The sequence below is a fragment of the Photorhabdus hindustanensis genome, assembly GCF_002968995.1.
GTDB lineage: Bacteria > Pseudomonadota > Gammaproteobacteria > Enterobacterales > Enterobacteriaceae > Photorhabdus > Photorhabdus akhurstii.
Window position 1 is genome coordinate 40,348 of the sequence record NZ_PUWT01000055.1, and the last position, 15,225, is coordinate 55,572.

General features: G+C 37.6%; 16 protein-coding genes and 2 pseudogenes. 6 read left to right on the forward strand and 12 right to left on the reverse strand.

Features of this window, described 5'->3' with window-relative positions:
* Positions 1 to 11: 11 nt before the first annotated feature.
* From C6H66_RS19035 to movA, 7 genes are all read right to left on the reverse strand, one after another.
* Complete coding sequence (locus C6H66_RS19035) at positions 12 to 1,379, reverse strand: pyridoxal-phosphate dependent enzyme (RefSeq protein WP_105396396.1); 1,368 nt, start codon at positions 1,377 to 1,379, stop codon at positions 12 to 14.
* Positions 1,380 to 1,903: 524 nt separating this feature from the next.
* Entirely contained in the window at positions 1,904 to 2,446 is a 543-nt protein-coding gene (locus C6H66_RS19040; protein ID WP_181150244.1) for a GNAT family N-acetyltransferase, read from the reverse strand.
* On the reverse strand, positions 2,407 to 3,636 hold the full coding sequence (locus tag C6H66_RS19045; protein WP_105396398.1) for an MATE family efflux transporter: 1,230 nt from the start codon (positions 3,634 to 3,636) through the stop codon (positions 2,407 to 2,409). The genes C6H66_RS19040 and C6H66_RS19045 overlap by 40 nt, the downstream gene beginning before the upstream one ends.
* A complete protein-coding gene (locus tag C6H66_RS19050; protein ID WP_105396399.1) occupies positions 3,605 to 4,111 on the reverse strand; it encodes a hypothetical protein in 507 nt (168 codons plus the stop codon). The genes C6H66_RS19045 and C6H66_RS19050 overlap by 32 nt, the downstream gene beginning before the upstream one ends.
* Positions 4,086 to 4,865 carry a multinuclear nonheme iron-dependent oxidase gene (locus tag C6H66_RS19055; RefSeq protein WP_105396400.1) on the reverse strand — a complete coding sequence of 260 codons (780 nt, stop codon included), beginning with the start codon at positions 4,863 to 4,865 and terminating at the stop codon, positions 4,086 to 4,088. Before C6H66_RS19055 ends, C6H66_RS19050 begins: the two co-directional genes overlap by 26 nt.
* Before the next feature lie 3 nt (positions 4,866 to 4,868).
* Entirely contained in the window at positions 4,869 to 5,945 is a 1,077-nt protein-coding gene (locus tag C6H66_RS19060) for a multinuclear nonheme iron-dependent oxidase (protein WP_105396401.1), read from the reverse strand.
* A gap of 58 nt (positions 5,946 to 6,003) precedes the next feature.
* Positions 6,004 to 6,075: a methanobactin-like peptide MovA gene (movA, locus tag C6H66_RS27885; RefSeq protein ID WP_449301333.1), complete on the reverse strand. Its 72-nt coding sequence runs from the start codon at positions 6,073 to 6,075 to the stop codon at positions 6,004 to 6,006.
* A gap of 219 nt (positions 6,076 to 6,294) precedes the next feature.
* Between movA and C6H66_RS19065 the strand changes: the two are divergent.
* The 4 genes and pseudogenes from C6H66_RS19065 to C6H66_RS19080 all read left to right on the forward strand — a co-directional run.
* Positions 6,295 to 6,810, forward strand: a pseudogene (locus C6H66_RS19065) (transposase); the annotation flags it as partial.
* A gap of 167 nt (positions 6,811 to 6,977) precedes the next feature.
* A complete protein-coding gene (locus tag C6H66_RS19070) occupies positions 6,978 to 7,448 on the forward strand; it encodes a hypothetical protein (protein WP_105396402.1) in 471 nt (156 codons plus the stop codon).
* Positions 7,381 to 7,980 (forward strand): hypothetical protein, encoded by a 600-nt coding sequence (locus C6H66_RS19075; RefSeq protein ID WP_146111073.1) that lies wholly within the window; start codon positions 7,381 to 7,383, stop codon positions 7,978 to 7,980. The genes C6H66_RS19070 and C6H66_RS19075 overlap by 68 nt, the downstream gene beginning before the upstream one ends.
* A 65-nt stretch (positions 7,981 to 8,045) precedes the next feature.
* Positions 8,046 to 8,834 carry a hypothetical protein gene (locus tag C6H66_RS19080; protein WP_105396404.1) on the forward strand — a complete coding sequence of 263 codons (789 nt, stop codon included), beginning with the start codon at positions 8,046 to 8,048 and terminating at the stop codon, positions 8,832 to 8,834.
* Positions 8,835 to 8,929: 95 nt separating this feature from the next.
* On the opposite strand, the gene C6H66_RS19085 is transcribed toward C6H66_RS19080, so the two are convergent.
* Positions 8,930 to 9,349 (reverse strand): type II toxin-antitoxin system VapC family toxin, encoded by a 420-nt coding sequence (locus C6H66_RS19085; RefSeq protein ID WP_040150443.1) that lies wholly within the window; start codon positions 9,347 to 9,349, stop codon positions 8,930 to 8,932.
* Positions 9,346 to 9,600, reverse strand: a complete 255-nt coding sequence (locus C6H66_RS19090; protein ID WP_040150445.1) for a FitA-like ribbon-helix-helix domain-containing protein — start codon at positions 9,598 to 9,600, stop codon at positions 9,346 to 9,348. The genes C6H66_RS19085 and C6H66_RS19090 overlap by 4 nt, the downstream gene beginning before the upstream one ends.
* 1,649 nt (positions 9,601 to 11,249) lie before the next feature.
* On the opposite strand from C6H66_RS19090, the gene C6H66_RS19095 reads away from it, so the two are divergent.
* Positions 11,250 to 11,714, forward strand: coding sequence for an avidin/streptavidin family protein (locus tag C6H66_RS19095; RefSeq protein ID WP_052105826.1), 465 nt, complete (start codon positions 11,250 to 11,252; stop codon positions 11,712 to 11,714).
* Between the two features lie 110 nt (positions 11,715 to 11,824).
* Complete coding sequence (locus tag C6H66_RS19100) at positions 11,825 to 12,016, forward strand: hypothetical protein (protein WP_146111074.1); 192 nt, start codon at positions 11,825 to 11,827, stop codon at positions 12,014 to 12,016.
* A 42-nt stretch (positions 12,017 to 12,058) separates the two neighbouring features.
* Here C6H66_RS19100 and C6H66_RS27720 read toward each other — a convergent pair.
* From C6H66_RS27720 to C6H66_RS27325, 3 genes and pseudogenes are all read right to left on the reverse strand, one after another.
* Positions 12,059 to 12,305, reverse strand: a pseudogene (locus C6H66_RS27720) (hypothetical protein); the annotation flags it as partial.
* A 138-nt stretch (positions 12,306 to 12,443) separates the two neighbouring features.
* A complete protein-coding gene (locus tag C6H66_RS19105; protein WP_105396405.1) occupies positions 12,444 to 12,929 on the reverse strand; it encodes a hypothetical protein in 486 nt (161 codons plus the stop codon).
* A partial coding sequence (locus tag C6H66_RS27325) for a VENN motif pre-toxin domain-containing protein (RefSeq protein ID WP_282183124.1) occupies positions 12,929 to 15,225 on the reverse strand: 2,297 nt, incomplete at its 5' end. The genes C6H66_RS19105 and C6H66_RS27325, both read right to left, overlap by 1 nt.

Sequence of the window (15,225 nt, forward strand, 5' to 3'; positions counted from 1 at the left end):
ATTCCTAAAAATCAATTAAGTTGCTGACGCCATGCATTCAGCACATCTGTGCGCGTTACCAGCCCAAGAAAGCGGCCATTATCGACGATCAGCGCCACATGTCCGGCGTCGAAAGTTGTCATCAATTGTTGCAGAGAAGCGTTCTTATCTAGAGTTTTCACCTGATGGGTCATAGCGTGACTAACGGGCAGGCTGAAATTGAGTGGATCAGCCTGAACGGTATGCATCAAATCCCACTCGTCGATAATACCGACCACTTGCTCTCCTTTCAGCACCGGCAATTGTGAAATTTCATATAAGCGCATGCGGGTATGAGCGGTTCTTAACGTATCTTCTGGCGATATAAAAACCGTAGCGCCATCCTGATAGCGATAAGTAATATAGTCACTGAGATCGTGCTGCGGCGCACGAGATTGGAATCCTTGCTCTAGCATCCAATAATCGTTAAACATTTTTGACAGATACTTATTTCCACTGTCACATGCTAGCGTAACCACACGTTTGGGAGTGGTTTGCGCACGGCAGTAGCGCAGTGCGGCGGCGAGCAAGGTACCGCTGGAAGAGCCTGCCAGCACACCTTCCTTTAGCAACAGATCACGGGCGCTGGAAAAAGCTTCTGCATCACTGACACGGTATGCGTGGCGCACGCGACTAAAATCGCCCAGAGGAGGGACAAAATCTTCACCGATGCCTTCTACCTGCCAGCTTCCGGCTTCACCATATTTACCGTGTTCGATATAGTCCACCAGAATAGAACCATTTGGGTCTGCCAGAACAAACTCAGTTTCCGGCGAAACTTGAGCGAAATAGTGACTCAAGCCGCCAAGCGTACCGCCGGACCCGACGCCAATCACCACAGCATCGACATTGTGGTTCATTTGCTGCCAGATTTCCGGTCCGGTAGTGGTCGTGTGTGCTGCTGAGTTAGCCGGATTATTGAACTGATCGATGTAATAAGCGCCGGGGATCTCTCGCGCCAGACGCAGGGCATAATCTTGATAATACTCTGGATGACCTTTGCTGACATCAGAACGGGTAAGACGTACATCGGTGCCCAGTGCACGCAGATGAAACACCTTCTCCCGGCTCATCTTATCTGGAACGACCAGAATCAATTTATAGCCTTTCAGAGCGGCGACTAGCGCTAATCCAATTCCGGTATTACCGGCAGTAGCTTCGATAATCGTACCACCGGGTTGAAGTAACCCCTGTTCTTCCGCCTGCTCGATCATGGAAAGAGCGACGCGATCTTTAATAGAGCCACCGGGATTTTGATTCTCCAGCTTAATAAATAATTGACACGGACCGGTATTCAGATGCGTTAACTCCAGCAATGGGGTATTGCCAATCATATTGAGAACAGAGCGTGATGTGGTCATATCATATCCAGATAATCCGTTGTATTCAGATAGTTATGGAGGATAACTCTGTATATGTATTTGTTTGAAAGAATGAATAGCAACCATATATAGCCAAAAGGAATATATTAGTTTTATTTTAGATGTTAAGAAGTATAGACGTTTAGATTTCCCGATTTATTAAAGAGTGAGGTAAATGAAACCATTTAATTTACAATCAGGAGCTAATCAGAATAAAGACGATGATTTTTGGAATAATAAAGTAGTTTACTTTTCAGACCGTTGACAAACCCCGTTATTTTCAATGAGGTTTGCCAACGGTCTGAGTTGATTAGAAATCAGCTTCAAGACTCTGTTAACTCTCATCTAATGTAGGAGTACCCCGACGATCTGAAAAATGCTATTTACACGAAAATTCTTCACCTAAAGCCCTTATTGATAACACGGCAAGACGCGTATTCTGACTAATTTCTTCTTTATGATTAATAGCGTAATCATCATATACTCTCCATATGTTGTTCCTTCCACAAAAAATCTTAGCTTAATCACCGGTTGTTTGCCACATTGTCTATTACTGTTTCAGATATTCCTTTAGTCATATAGTATTCATCTGTCAGTTCACCATTTATAAATAGTGAGCTAGTTCTGATGCCGGAAAAAATAAAACCTGATGACAAATACAGCTTTATTGCCAATGTGTTTTTTATTGCAACGGTCAATTCAAGTCTACTAATTCCATTTTTCCGTGACCAATCTTGCGCTTTGTCGAGTAGGGTTCTTGCTATGCCTTTATTTCTATATTCTTTTTTTACTCCAAGAACAATAGAACCTAGGTGCCTGTTCCTGTTGAACATCCCTCTAGATATAACAATGAATCCAACAATTTTCTTGCTATCTTCGCATATTAACATTTGCCTGTCTTTGCCGAATCCTTTTATTATATCAGTCTGTTCTTCAATACTTGTTTTTCTTTCTTCTGGCTCAAGCAACATAAATTCCGATGTGTTATCTAAATCATTAAAAAAAACAATGAGATTTTTTGCGTCTTTTACGTTAACTTCTCTAAAGACAAAGATTTCTTTTTCCATAGCGAATACCATATTAATGAGATTAGCGTATACAGTATATTACTGCATACAAAAGTCAATAAGATTTCGAATGATGTCGGGCTAATTAATGTAGAGGTGACCACAAGTACTGTGATAATGGGAATCACCTTAAGATATACAGATTTTGAATTTGGTGATTTGCTCCTTATTCTGTTAATAATAGATACGGCAATCAAGTCAAAGAATATGACTAATGCACAAGTTATTATATCTATTGTTTCTGTTAGCGTATTGAATACCATCAAACTGATTAATGGTGAGACGGTTGAAAAGATAATAAGGTAAAATAAGTTGGTACCTATCGCTATATTTAAAAAATTGTTTTCATCACTTCTGTAATTTGCAGCCAATGAAATAACAGCAGAAAATCCCGTGACAAATAGGTAATTCATAACCCCCATGTAAACAAATAATTTTGATAATTCTATGTTTGAAATTAATGTCGATACAAACCTTATTAAAATAGACATCAATACCACTAATGATGTAGATGTTAAAGCCTCATTTATTCCTATATTCACAATATCCTTAATGTAAGGTAAGTCAATTTTTTTCCATTTTATAAATTTCATTAATGGGATTGAAGATGAGATGGCCATGTATGCCCTTGAGATACTGATAGCAAGAGCAATAGAAAATATTAAATCACCAGTAAATAAGTATAATGCAATCATGGCGAATACATTTGTTAATATACTGAATGAGTTGACTTTTACCATGTACCTTTCTTGTTTTGTAGACTCTAGAATTGCGCAGTTAACAGAATATATACATAATGGTATAATGCCGATTGATAGTATCAATGCTATTTTTTTGGTTACTGTATGGTCACTGTAATAATGTATTGATATCATAGATATTAGAGTCATTAATAAGCCTGTTATCGTCCCTGTTATTAAAAGCCAAGTGTAGTTTTCGTAAGTGTAGTTTTTATTTTTAATGTCTGATTTTATATTAATGCCAATGAAAAAGGTACATGAAGCAACAACAAATATCTGAACCAACTGTGATGATAGTAAAAAAAATCCGGCATCGTCTGTAGACAATTGATATATTAGTGCGGTAATAATAAGTTGCATTGCCATGTTTAATATTCTACTCTTAAACATTGTTATCGATGGCAATATAATACCCTTGTCAAATATATATAATTTCTTTTCTTCTATCATGAGATCCATCATCCATAATATCAATCTTAGCTATGTATAACTTTCTTGCAATTGACGCTTTTTTTGACTTCTTTGCTATAAATTTATATCCTTCTTTAATCTTGGAGTATATTATTATTTCTTCTTTATCGCTTTTATCAAAATAAGTCCATTGGCTGGCTGAGAAGATTAATAAATCATTAATCATCTCATCTGTAAGGTGCTTTTTACTTTCATGTCTGAAAGATAAAAAGTATGCAAATATTCTCCAGTCGAGATGATATTTCCTTTTGTTTGCCCAACGTATAAATTCTTCTACTTCTTCAAAAGAAACTTCAGCTTTAGATCTGCTCAGAGGGTTGTTTAGTACATTAGTTATGTTATAGATCATGAGCTTAGATAGAGAGTCTGATTTGTTTTTTGGTAGTTCTGATGCGGACTCTCCAGTTACAACATAAGAGTAACAATTTCTATTGTCTGCATACTTCGATGTCATGAATCCAGTCTCCTAATACAAAATTATCATCCCTTTCAACAGATAGTGATATAAGGTTGCCCTTGCTTTCTGTTCCCAATTTACTAAAATACTCTAATGAAAGATTAGATATTCTATCTGCATGAGTGTCAACCAAGAAACTAGGGCATAATGATGTTTCTGCATAACCACCAATATGAAGATGGTTCATTTCTATATCAAGCCATTCTTCAAATGGGGTTCCCGTGTTTTCTTGTGCAATCACAGCATTTGATATGTCAAACAAAAGTCCATTGCCGCATTTTTTTGTCATTTCTTTAAAAAAATCTGGTTGTAGCCTAGCATTTTCATCAAGTATTGAAGGGAAGTTTTCTAAATAAATTTTTTCGCCAATTATATCTTGCCAAAGGCTTACTGAATCGAAGTATTTATCTTTTTCAGAAGAGTAATCAACTTCACTCATTGTTGGTAAAGGATAGCTATTATGATAAAAAATACCAACATGATCAGATATATATATGGGGTTTAGTTCTTTTTGGAGTAATCTTATTCTTTTCCCTATACTCTCTAAATCTTGTTTGCTTCTGTGCATATATTTAGAGTTCATGATATGAAACGCTACTGGTAATCCTTTGCTTATGTCAAGTATTGAGTCAGGGGAGCATTGTAAAAAGTTATCTATTAATATCTCTATGAAATCGACCTTTCTCAGTAATATTATCTCCTTTAGAACGCTTAGTTCTCTATTTCCAGACCAATTGGTTCCTATTTGCATGATTCACCTATTCAGAAAACTTTCGAATGATTTTAAATAATGAACTGAATTTATAGTTTCATCTTCCTCTTCTTTTGTTAGGCATAGGTTTACTTCACTTTCTTCTATACTTAATATCCAACTAGATATAAGTGACTCAATGTTTTCCGACTTAGCGATTTCAATTTCCTTCTTGTTTTTTATGGCTGCTAGCAGAGTTTTTGATAGGTATGATTTCGCATAATTACTCATGTTGGCATTTGAGGGTTTACTTGTTTCTTTATTTTTTAATAATATTGAGTTCAACTTTTCAAAGTCATTATTATAACCAGATAAATTCTTTAACCAAGAGTTTTCTGTGTGCTCAATATTTATATAGCAGTTTTCTTTGATTAATTTGCTGGAAACTATTTTCTCAAAAGAATCCCAAACAATATGGTGAACTCTCTCTGAATGTCCATCATGAAATGTTCCATCCTTTCCCTCAATTATTCCTGATAGATGAACCTCGACTACATTATCCCAATCTATCATTCCAATAAATATAAGAGGATCAACTTTTGCATTTACTGAATTGATGATTAGATGAGCTAGGTCAACTATTTGTTTAGAGTCACTTTCTTTACTTATGTAATTTGCGCTTATTATCGCGTTAGAGATCTCACTTGGTTCACAAGAGTAAAAGTTTGAATTTTCTATCCATGTATCTATCTGATATGTTTGAGAAACCTCTTTTAAGAAATTTATAGCATTTCTTTCTTTCCTCTTGCTTCTTTCATAATGGGGAGTAAAACCATACTTACCAATGTTATCCTTTCTACTTCCACACAAATGAAAACCAATGCTAATTGTTTTTTCCGTATTGATTATTCGTGGTATAATGTTATTAATATAGTTACAGCCTGATTGCATATCTTCTGTTATTGCACTTCTGGCAATGTGAAGAGAGAATTTTCCATTGTATCTTTCGAATGGAGTTCTTTTTTCTGCAACTGATAAAATATTGTATGCAGTAATCCCTAATTCTATCATCGATACTTTACTCGGTATGTGTATTTCACCGCTAAGAAAATTAGGATTAAAACCACATGCTATTCTCATGCCCGCCTCCTTATGTAGAACATGGCCAACCAAATTGGTTAGCCATACGCCAATATCTTTATTTGTTGTATGAACCGCAGGTCATTTCTTTATCTTCAACTTCAACCTCAACAGATGTTTTCTTTTGCATGTTTATATCCTCGATTTAATTTTAAAAATGACTTTCTATAAAGTCACCTCACTATATAATTTATAATATTCACAGTGTCTTTTTATTTTATTTTTAATTGTGATTTATATCACAATAAATGTTAACAGTATGTTATGATCAGGTTATTGACAAAGTTATGATTTTTCACCTCGCAATTTACTTTAATTAAGCTCCGTTCACTAAACTGGGCTTGCCACCATGTTAAGAACACCACCCTCTCCAGACTTTCCCACCAGAAACGCACTTGTTTGACGAGCTGGTCCTTAAAAATCATTTGGTCCGTTAAGTCGATGCCGTCATTGATTTCGAATTTATCCGCGAATTAGTAGTCCCATTGTATTGCCACAATAATGGCTGACCGGCTATCGATCCAGTGATGTTGCTCAAGATGATGTTACTGGACTATTTTTATTTGGTATTTCCAGTGAACTCCGTCTGGTACAGGAAATTCAGGTTAATATGGTTTACCGCTGGTTTCTGCGCCTCGGACTGACAGAGAAGGTCCCTGATTCCTCAACCCTGAGTCAGAAATGTCGTCGTCGTTTCAGTCACAGCGAGGTCTTCCGGCAAATTTTTTACAACATTGTTGAGTAAGAGATCGCCAAAAGATTGGTCGGTGGATGGGTACTCTGTACTGACAGCACCCGTTTGAAAACCAGTATCAATTTGCACAAATCAAGGAACGAACAGCGAGCTGTGCCTCCCTGTGCCTATTAAAGCAGTATCATGGGCACCATTAGGCCCGTTTTTGTGGGTTGCTGAAAGTGAAAATACAATGCTTTTTGGTGGCAACAGTTCAAAATATCAAGCAGATAGAGTTGCTGATTTTTATCTGTGGATGGGGGAGTATTTAGTGTAGCAGGGTCCAAAATGGCATCTGGGTGAGTGCTCAGACCAGCTTAGTGAGAAAAAATAGGCACAGTATTTTTCATAATGAAAAAAACAAACCTCATTATTTTGAATGGAGTTTGTCAGCGGTCTGTAAAGCAGTTCACTTTTTTTATCTTTCCGACCAGGAATATGACATAAAAGGGTTTATTGATAAATTTGAAGAAAATAGCAAATTTTTATGCAATGTTTTTTCTGCGATTGTGGGATTGCATATTAAAAGAATTTTTCTAAAAGAGCTTGAAGAGAATTATGAAATAGAACCTGAATTTTATAATTCACGAATTTATTTATCAGCAGAAAAACGTGGTAATATAATTGATTCTTTTTATCCGCGTTTTAATTTCTTTATTCAAAAGGAGTTAGTTTTAAATTTACATAGAAAGGTCTTTAGAATTGAAAAAAAAAGTAGACTCATACAATGTGGATTCATACAACACAGAAGAAATTCAATTATTATTTAGAACTAAAGAAAATAATTTTCAGGTAACAGATAATATCAATACCAATGAACACTCTAAGAAAAAATTCATGCGATTTATGAAAGGATATCGAAATAGTAAAAATTATGTTCAAAACTTGATTATACAAAAAATAAAAGAACTATTAAATCATGCTGAGATCTCTTTTAGTGAAAGATACTTTAAAGCTGATTATGTCCTTCATGACTTTATCACGGTTAATAAAAATTTATTACACCCTCTGGTATTAATAGATGCCAGAATTCCAAAGTATTCTGCTGATAGTAAATCCAAAATGTTCTTGGAAAAAGAGATTAAGGAAGTATTTGAACTACAAGAATTAACTGATTCTCCTGTTCAAGATTTTAATTTATTGGATAAAAATAAAAACTATTTGGTTCTTAATTCATTGGATGGTGGAGCTAAAACCAGTATATTGGTCAAAGGTGAAATTAAAAACACGACATGGGATGCATTTAAGCATGTTGGAGAAAAGGGAATAGAAGATGCTGAATTGGATACTATTCGGAATTAAAACACCATAGGTTTGAAGCGCAAGGTGAAACAGTTATTCAGGGCATAAATTTAGATGATAATATTGTGGAAAACGATAGGGAGACCGGCCTGGAAAAACTAAGCAATAAAATACGTACAAAAATCCAAAAAATCAAGATTGAACTTTGGCTAAAAGAAAGAGTTTTCAAAGAGAAAAAAATTGAAAATATTGACCTTCCAGATTTAAAGATAACTCTTGTGTATATTAGGATTCCAGAAGAATATAAGAAAAATAAGGAAATACTGGCTTCAATAGTTGATGTTAATATTCATAATAAAACGCTTTTCATCAATGAACATTCACTTGTAAAGAGTAAGACGGCCCTTGAGGAAAAATGTGAATTTATGAAGAAAATATCAAGTCTTTATAATGATTCTTTTTATTTATTTGATAATGTTGAAGAAATTATTCTTAGCCGATATCACTCGGATAGAATTCCCAGGATCATCGGTAATCAGAAAATAGATAATATTGAATATGCTTTGGAAGATGAAAATTTAGTAAATAGAGTATGTAATCCGATTGAAACAGTTTTGCCCTATTACTTAGCGCCTAAACAGAATAGTCAGTATGAACATATTTATCTTCAACCGAGGGGAAATGACTTATTGTATTTTGTATCACCATGTAATTCACCTAATCAAACGATTGCAAAAGAGAACTTAATTTACAATATTTTGACTATGGATAAAGAGGGTAAACAGATAAATGCTATGGAACAAAATATCACATCTATTTTCCTACGTTCTTTTACCAACGATATATTAAGGTTAAGGGAAGTCAGTAAAAGTTCTTTATTTGAGAAAATAGCTAAGATATACATTGAAAATTAAGTGGAAATTAAAAGATTTTCTCCGAAAAAGCGGAAGGATTACACCGGCGGCACCGAGGCTATGCTAAAAGTCACGGTGCCAAATAAAGTTGCCTGCTAATTCTCCCAGGGATTGATCACGTTCACACCAGCTGCCTCGAACGGGCTAACATCTCGTGTGGCAACTATCATGCCATTTGCGGCGGCAGTTGCAGCGATATATCCATCTGCCACGCTGATTGCCAAACCGGCGATCCGGGCTTTTGCCATAAGTTCACTATAAGATTGTGACGCTGACATGTCGAATGATAATACACGTCCGGTGAACAAGGGTAATACCTGCTTTTCCAGGTTCTCCTGCAATTTATCGCGGCGTTTCCCTATGGGCAGTGAAGCCAAACCAAAGCGCAGTTCGGCTACGGTTATTGCCGACAGATATAGGGTTTCAATCGGTTGTGCGTCTAGCCACTTAATGACACGTGATTCAGGAGCCTGACGCAGTGGTTCCGAAATCACGTTAGTATCCAGTATAATCATTCAAAATTCATCGGGTTAGCAGGAATTTTGTCACGTATTTGCTCAATGGCTGTAAACTCCTCATCGGTTAACTTGGATTGGCGGCCAATTTCAGCTAGCATCGATCCTAACTTGATCCGACCTTCGGCTTTTACGGATTCTTCCAGAATGGCGCGTACTTCGGCTTCAGCACTGCGGCCATGAATAGCAGCACGTACTCGTAAAGCACGGTGTACTTCATCAGGGATGTTCCTGACAGTCATCATTGCCATAATTCATCTCCTATATTTGCATACAATGCATTCAATATAATAAAATGAATACAGATTGGCAAGCAACCTCATAGATAAACGGGAGAGGGCCTTCGAGTTAAACGGAAACGTGTTTTATTCACATAGTTTATGAAGTTTTTCCTGTTTTCTGTGACTTTCATTTAATTAAGGAAAAAACATAATGAACTATTCTCAAAAGGATTTTTAACATCATCAGCTAATCTTTGAAAAACCTTAGTGTTTACATATCCCTGAACTGATTCAAAACATTTAACAGGATTAACCGGATTTTAAAAATGATTTAAAAAATGGGTTTTGATCTTAATACCATCATTTGATCTGTTACCTTCTATGGTTTTAAACCTGAAAAATAAAATACAGGAAAAGGAAAAACGAGAAAACTGAATGACAATTTAATGAAAACGAGGAGGGTAAATAGGGGCTATAAAACGTAAATACCATTCATTAAATCGATCGTAAAATCCTTTTTATCGGTGATTAATCAGCTAAGGGGTAAAAAAACAGGTACTCTATTAATGCCAGATTTTTAAAAGGCATAGAGTGATTACGGCCATAACCATTTGAAAATACGAATGTGGATAGATTAGAGGTATTATATAACATATTGATTTAAAGTGATAAATTCCACTTTTTGGCAGAATGGTTAATGACATTTAATCGAAATCCATTAACCATTAACGGAAAGTTAAAAAGAAATCAGCACGATAGGGAAAGTTTTTAATGAACTGAAAATTAGATGTTTTCTCCACCGTCATTTTAAGACTTAAGCTATAAAAATAATGCAATAAAAAAGAGATAAAACGGTTAAAACCTTATGCCGATTAAAACCAGAGATTAAAAAATGACTTTTAATAGTAGTTTAAAACCTGCCGATTATAAATATTTCAGTGAAAAATGAAAAAAATTGGTTTTGTTAATATTCATATTCCTGGAAAAAAGGTAGATAAACATATGAATAATTTAATCAAACAATCTGTTTTCCCAAAGGAACCGACTTTAATAACGTTTTTAAATGGTATAAACTTTGCCATAAACCAGTTAAATAATCGGTAATAAAAAAGTTCAAGTGAATGATTTAACAGAATACAAGTTTAGTTAATTGCGGTGTTATTATTTTTCATTTATTATGTAAAACTGTAAAATACGCTGGATTAAACGGCTTTACATTGTTTTAATCAGTCTAGCCTACGATTTGATTTAAACTATGCTGCTTTTTATGTCTTTAATGTGATCTAGGATTAAAATCAATTAACGCACATTATATTCAAAAATATTAAAAAAATAAACTAAGGTAATAAATTCATAAAACTATTTTTAGATTAAAAAGAGTGATTTTTTATTATTTTTTATGTGGTGAAACATATTTAATCGCTAAAAAAATCAATGTTTCATTCCGACTATGGAAAAAATAATTTTCTAATTAAATAAAACCATTCCGCCATTATTTATATAATAAATTACTCTACATAATATATATTTATCAGCGTGTCATTAGATTATAAAACCATATATATCAGCAAATTAATTTTCTTCAACAAAACAACACGAAAGATAAAAGATATGAATTATACTTATAATTGTCATTAAGACACCAAAAAAAGTTCAATCATACTTAGTGGAGAGGACCTATGTTACTTGAAGAAATAATTAGAAAATCTGTCGCGACAAAGGGAATGATCGGCTTAGATAACATAGATAATAACAATGTGGACATATCAGGAAAATGGGCTAACGAACTTGGTTCTACAATAGAAATTATACAACCAAATAAAAGCGTATTTTTTACAGGTAAATATATTAGCGCTGTAAGCGCCGGAGGAGGTTCAACGACAGGAAGTATCACAGGGAACATATGTGGAAACCTCATTGTCTTTCTTGTGAATTGGGATGAATATGCTGCGATAACTTCATGGGTAGGTCAAATTGATATAAATTCACCTTTCATTGTAACAACGCAGCCAACAACGGCTAAAAATAGTTTTCCAGAAAAAATTACTACCTTATGGATGATGACCAGTAGACCTGATGATATTAAAGACCAATGGGCATCAATAAACTCAGGAACGGATACATTCCATAGAATAAACAAATAAAACTTAATCTCCCCGCCGCCGTGCGTTGAGGAATACCCAGAAAAAAATGGGGCAGGCATAACGTGATGTGATCTACTGATAGCTCAAATAATTTCAGCGAGATAACCGCTATGCCTGTTCGTCAAGCCACATCCATGTTGACCAGAGGGGCATCACTGACATCGGCTAGGAGCGGGCGATTTTTGCCGGGGCGGACTCAGGTTAAAAACAAAGTAAAACGTGTATATCGTCTGTTGGGGAGTGCGTCACTTCATAATGATATTCCCCTGATTTTTAACCGTATTATCTCGGTGTTAACCTGACAACCCTCCTTGTGCGTGATTGCCGTTGGCTGGGGTGTTAAAGTGTGTTTCATGACGAGCTTTATCAGCAGTGGTAATGGTGAGCTGATTGCCCGCGGTCAGATTAACATCTTGAGTGTCGCCACGTTACTGTCAATGTCCCGGTTTGTAGGGGCACGCTGTTACCGCTGAGCGTGGTGCTCTGTGCCTGACGTTCATGCACCTCATCGTGGGTTTCGACGGAGGATTTGGAGAGTAAGCCTTTACTGGTCTGTTTGCTGTGTTCTACTAGGTCTGATGAAGCGGTACCCACTTAAATGTGAGCAAACACTTGCTGTAATTCTTCATGCAGAACTCCCCCCCTAACTTGTTGGGTGTCCAACTTTCGGGGGTAGTTCATTCAGGCTGGGATCTGTAATTAACATTTATATTTGAACTAGAATTAATTTCAAATCGGTTCTTTCGATATTAAAAATTCCTTTTCAAACAATGAATAACGACTATCCAATAATTCCTTAGTAAAATCATCTTCAGATACCAATTCATCATAGCGTTTCTTAACATTAGTAATAAGTTCCGCTGAAAAATGATCTCTGAATGGTGTATTGCTATATTCAAATAGTCCAATCATGGCTGCTCCTAATACAGGGGCAGCCATACTTAAGACATTTTTTCGAACATAATTAAGGCCATATTCTTTGTTTAAATCAAATAAATGTAAAAGACATCCCGAATCAAGGAAAGCATCACCTACCCCTGGAGATTCTAAAATAAGCTTACAATATTGTTCACATAATGCCTCATCAACAGCGAATAAATTGATAAGTGCCTCAGACGCCTCATCTTCAGGATTATCAAAAGAATGAATATCAAGATAACCATTCTCTATATAGCTATCTAATTGTTTTTTTAATTTATTTGCATCTTTTTTCATCACTTTGGTTCCTTAAATCTTCCGGTTGTCACTGTAGAAAGACGTTTTGATCCATCAGGTAGAATTGTCCATACTGCTTTTATGCGAACAGATTCATCATTGCCATTTCTGCTTTTCAATACGATAGAAGTCCAACGATTTTCTGGTGTGGCCGTTTTCGCTGAATCGAGCAATTTATTCATTATCAATGTATTATTTTCTTTCGTGTCATGAATACCTATTATCTCTAAATCTTTAGCCATCGTACGAGAACGACCAATGCCTTCTATATGCTTTTGAATTTTCTTCAATTCGTCTGCCTTAGTGGGGTCTTTAGCAAAAGCTCTTTGGTTATCTCTTTTCTCATTTATCAAGACCATTTCACGAGCTTTCAGAGCTTCTAAATCTCCAGCAGCTTTACCTCGCAGCCATGATTCAATTTTGCTAACAGGGATGCTGGCATCACCTTTTACGGCAGTAATATGCTCTTTACCGTGCATATCAGGAAGTGACTTAATTTCAAAAGTCTTATTCGCATGTTTTACATTTTGGGTATTAGGTGTTTTTGACTCGCTATTTCCTGCATTACCTTGCTGATTTGCAGATGAGTTAGTCCTTTTTGCCTCTGCATTTCCAATCTGGTTATGCGGTGTTTGCGCGGTTTCAGTGCCCGAATGATTCACCGGTTTAGTAGCAGATTCTGGGGTACCTTGTGACTGAGGCTTTTTCCCGGCTATCCCCAGCCCAATCATCCCGCTGCTGCCCACTTTTGGTATTATACCAAACTGTTCTGCGAACTCCTTGCCTTCAACAACCTTCTTTACCACATCTGGCAGCGACTGGTAAATCGCCTGGGCGCTTTCCGCATTTTCCGCCTGCACAAAGCGGTTTAACTGTGTCATCTCCTCATTGCTAAGGCTGGAGAAGAACGAAGTCCGGTTCAGGCCACTGGCGGCGTCTGTTCCCGAGTTCATCATTTCCCAGACGGACACCACACAGCCCGGGTTATGGGAGCAGTCATCCGAGACACCTTCCTGACGGTTTTTCTCGCTACGCTCCTTAAACTTGTCGTAAATCACCTGCTTGTTTGCGCCAGTCTTCTCCGCTTCCAGCAGTTCTTCTTTCAGTTCGTGGACATCTTTGGCTGTCAGGAAATTATTCTCCACCGCATTCTTCCCGGTCTGGGCCCCGGTGACGGCGCTTCCGGTGGAGTCACCGGCAATGCCGCCTGCCAGCCCTGCCGCCAGGGTGGAGAGGGTGCTGATGGTCTGTTTTTCCTCTTCACTTAAGTCACTGACTTTAGCATTTTCACCATGAATATGCTTCATCAGTTCTCGCGCAGCCAGTTCACCGGAAGCTGCTCCGGCCGCGCCCGCCAGCGCATTGTTACCACTGACTTCGGCGGCCACTGCCCCCAGAATGGCATGGGCCAGAGTATTGGTGACGACATCGACTTGATGGGTTTTCGGGTCGGTAGTCAGGTCTTTAATCACCCCAGCCAGGTAAGGGGAAGCGCCGCCTGCCAGTGCCTGACCAATATTTCCGCCCGCGAGTCCCTGAATGGCTGCGGTAGCCGCCTGTAAAGCGGTGTGGTATTTCCCTCCGGTGCCAAGGCCAGACTCATTCAATGCCTGGTTATAGGCGGTTTTGTAAATCTGGTCTTTAATTTGCTCAGGCGTAATGTTGGTTTTGCCTGCGTTTTCCAGTTTCTTTTGGGCCGCTTCTCTATCCGGGTCACTGATGTTTTCCAGTTTGGCGTGGGCCGCTTTGGTGGCGATAATTGCTCCTTCAGTACTGGCGATGTCAATCACCTGCGCACTGATTTCGCCAATCAGTTGGGCCTGTTTCAGCCGTTGCTGCTCTTTCTCTTTGTCAAAGATAGGACTGAGAGCATTGTTGGCATGGTCGGTATCCCGGCTGAGGGTGGTGATATCCTGTTGCTGGCTGTCTTTATCCCGGATAATCAGGGCGCCGTCACTGACCGCGGCGTGAGTGGTGCTTTGGGCGTGGCCTTCCCGGTTAGCGCCGCCCAGGGTATTGGCCGCCATATTACTGAGTAACATGCCGCCTACTGAGCCGCCAGTACTGATACTCACGCTATGGTGTTCGGTTTTAAAATCCGCTTTGTTTTTGATATCGCCAAAGCCGAGAGTGCCGGTATCGAGGGTGTTTTTGTCTTTGTCTGCGGTACTGGCAATGACTGCGCCGTCAAGCTGGGTGTGTTCACCTACTTTGACTTCATAGCCGCCTTTACCGGCAAACAGTCCGGTCTGCTCTTGTACGGAGTCAAAGTTGCTGTGGATTTTGTCGCGGCTGG

What these genes read in the sequence shown, in the direction of transcription:
- C6H66_RS19035 (WP_105396396.1), bottom strand. Translation starts at nt 1,379, where the DNA reads ATGACCACATCACGCTCTGTTCTCAATATGATTGGCAATACCCCATTG.
- C6H66_RS19040 (WP_181150244.1), bottom strand. Translation starts at nt 2,446, where the DNA reads ATGGAAAAAGAAATCTTTGTCTTTAGAGAAGTTAACGTAAAAGACGCA.
- C6H66_RS19045 (WP_105396398.1), bottom strand. Translation starts at nt 3,636, where the DNA reads ATGATAGAAGAAAAGAAATTATATATATTTGACAAGGGTATTATATTG.
- C6H66_RS19050 (WP_105396399.1), bottom strand. Translation starts at nt 4,111, where the DNA reads ATGACATCGAAGTATGCAGACAATAGAAATTGTTACTCTTATGTTGTA.
- C6H66_RS19055 (WP_105396400.1), bottom strand. Translation starts at nt 4,865, where the DNA reads ATGCAAATAGGAACCAATTGGTCTGGAAATAGAGAACTAAGCGTTCTA.
- C6H66_RS19060 (WP_105396401.1), bottom strand. Translation starts at nt 5,945, where the DNA reads ATGAGAATAGCATGTGGTTTTAATCCTAATTTTCTTAGCGGTGAAATA.
- C6H66_RS19085 (WP_040150443.1), bottom strand. Translation starts at nt 9,349, where the DNA reads ATGATTATACTGGATACTAACGTGATTTCGGAACCACTGCGTCAGGCT.
- C6H66_RS19090 (WP_040150445.1), bottom strand. Translation starts at nt 9,600, where the DNA reads ATGGCAATGATGACTGTCAGGAACATCCCTGATGAAGTACACCGTGCT.
- C6H66_RS19095 (WP_052105826.1), top strand. Translation starts at nt 11,250, where the DNA reads ATGTTACTTGAAGAAATAATTAGAAAATCTGTCGCGACAAAGGGAATG.
- C6H66_RS19100 (WP_146111074.1), top strand. Translation starts at nt 11,825, where the DNA reads ATGCCTGTTCGTCAAGCCACATCCATGTTGACCAGAGGGGCATCACTG.
- C6H66_RS19105 (WP_105396405.1), bottom strand. Translation starts at nt 12,929, where the DNA reads ATGAAAAAAGATGCAAATAAATTAAAAAAACAATTAGATAGCTATATA.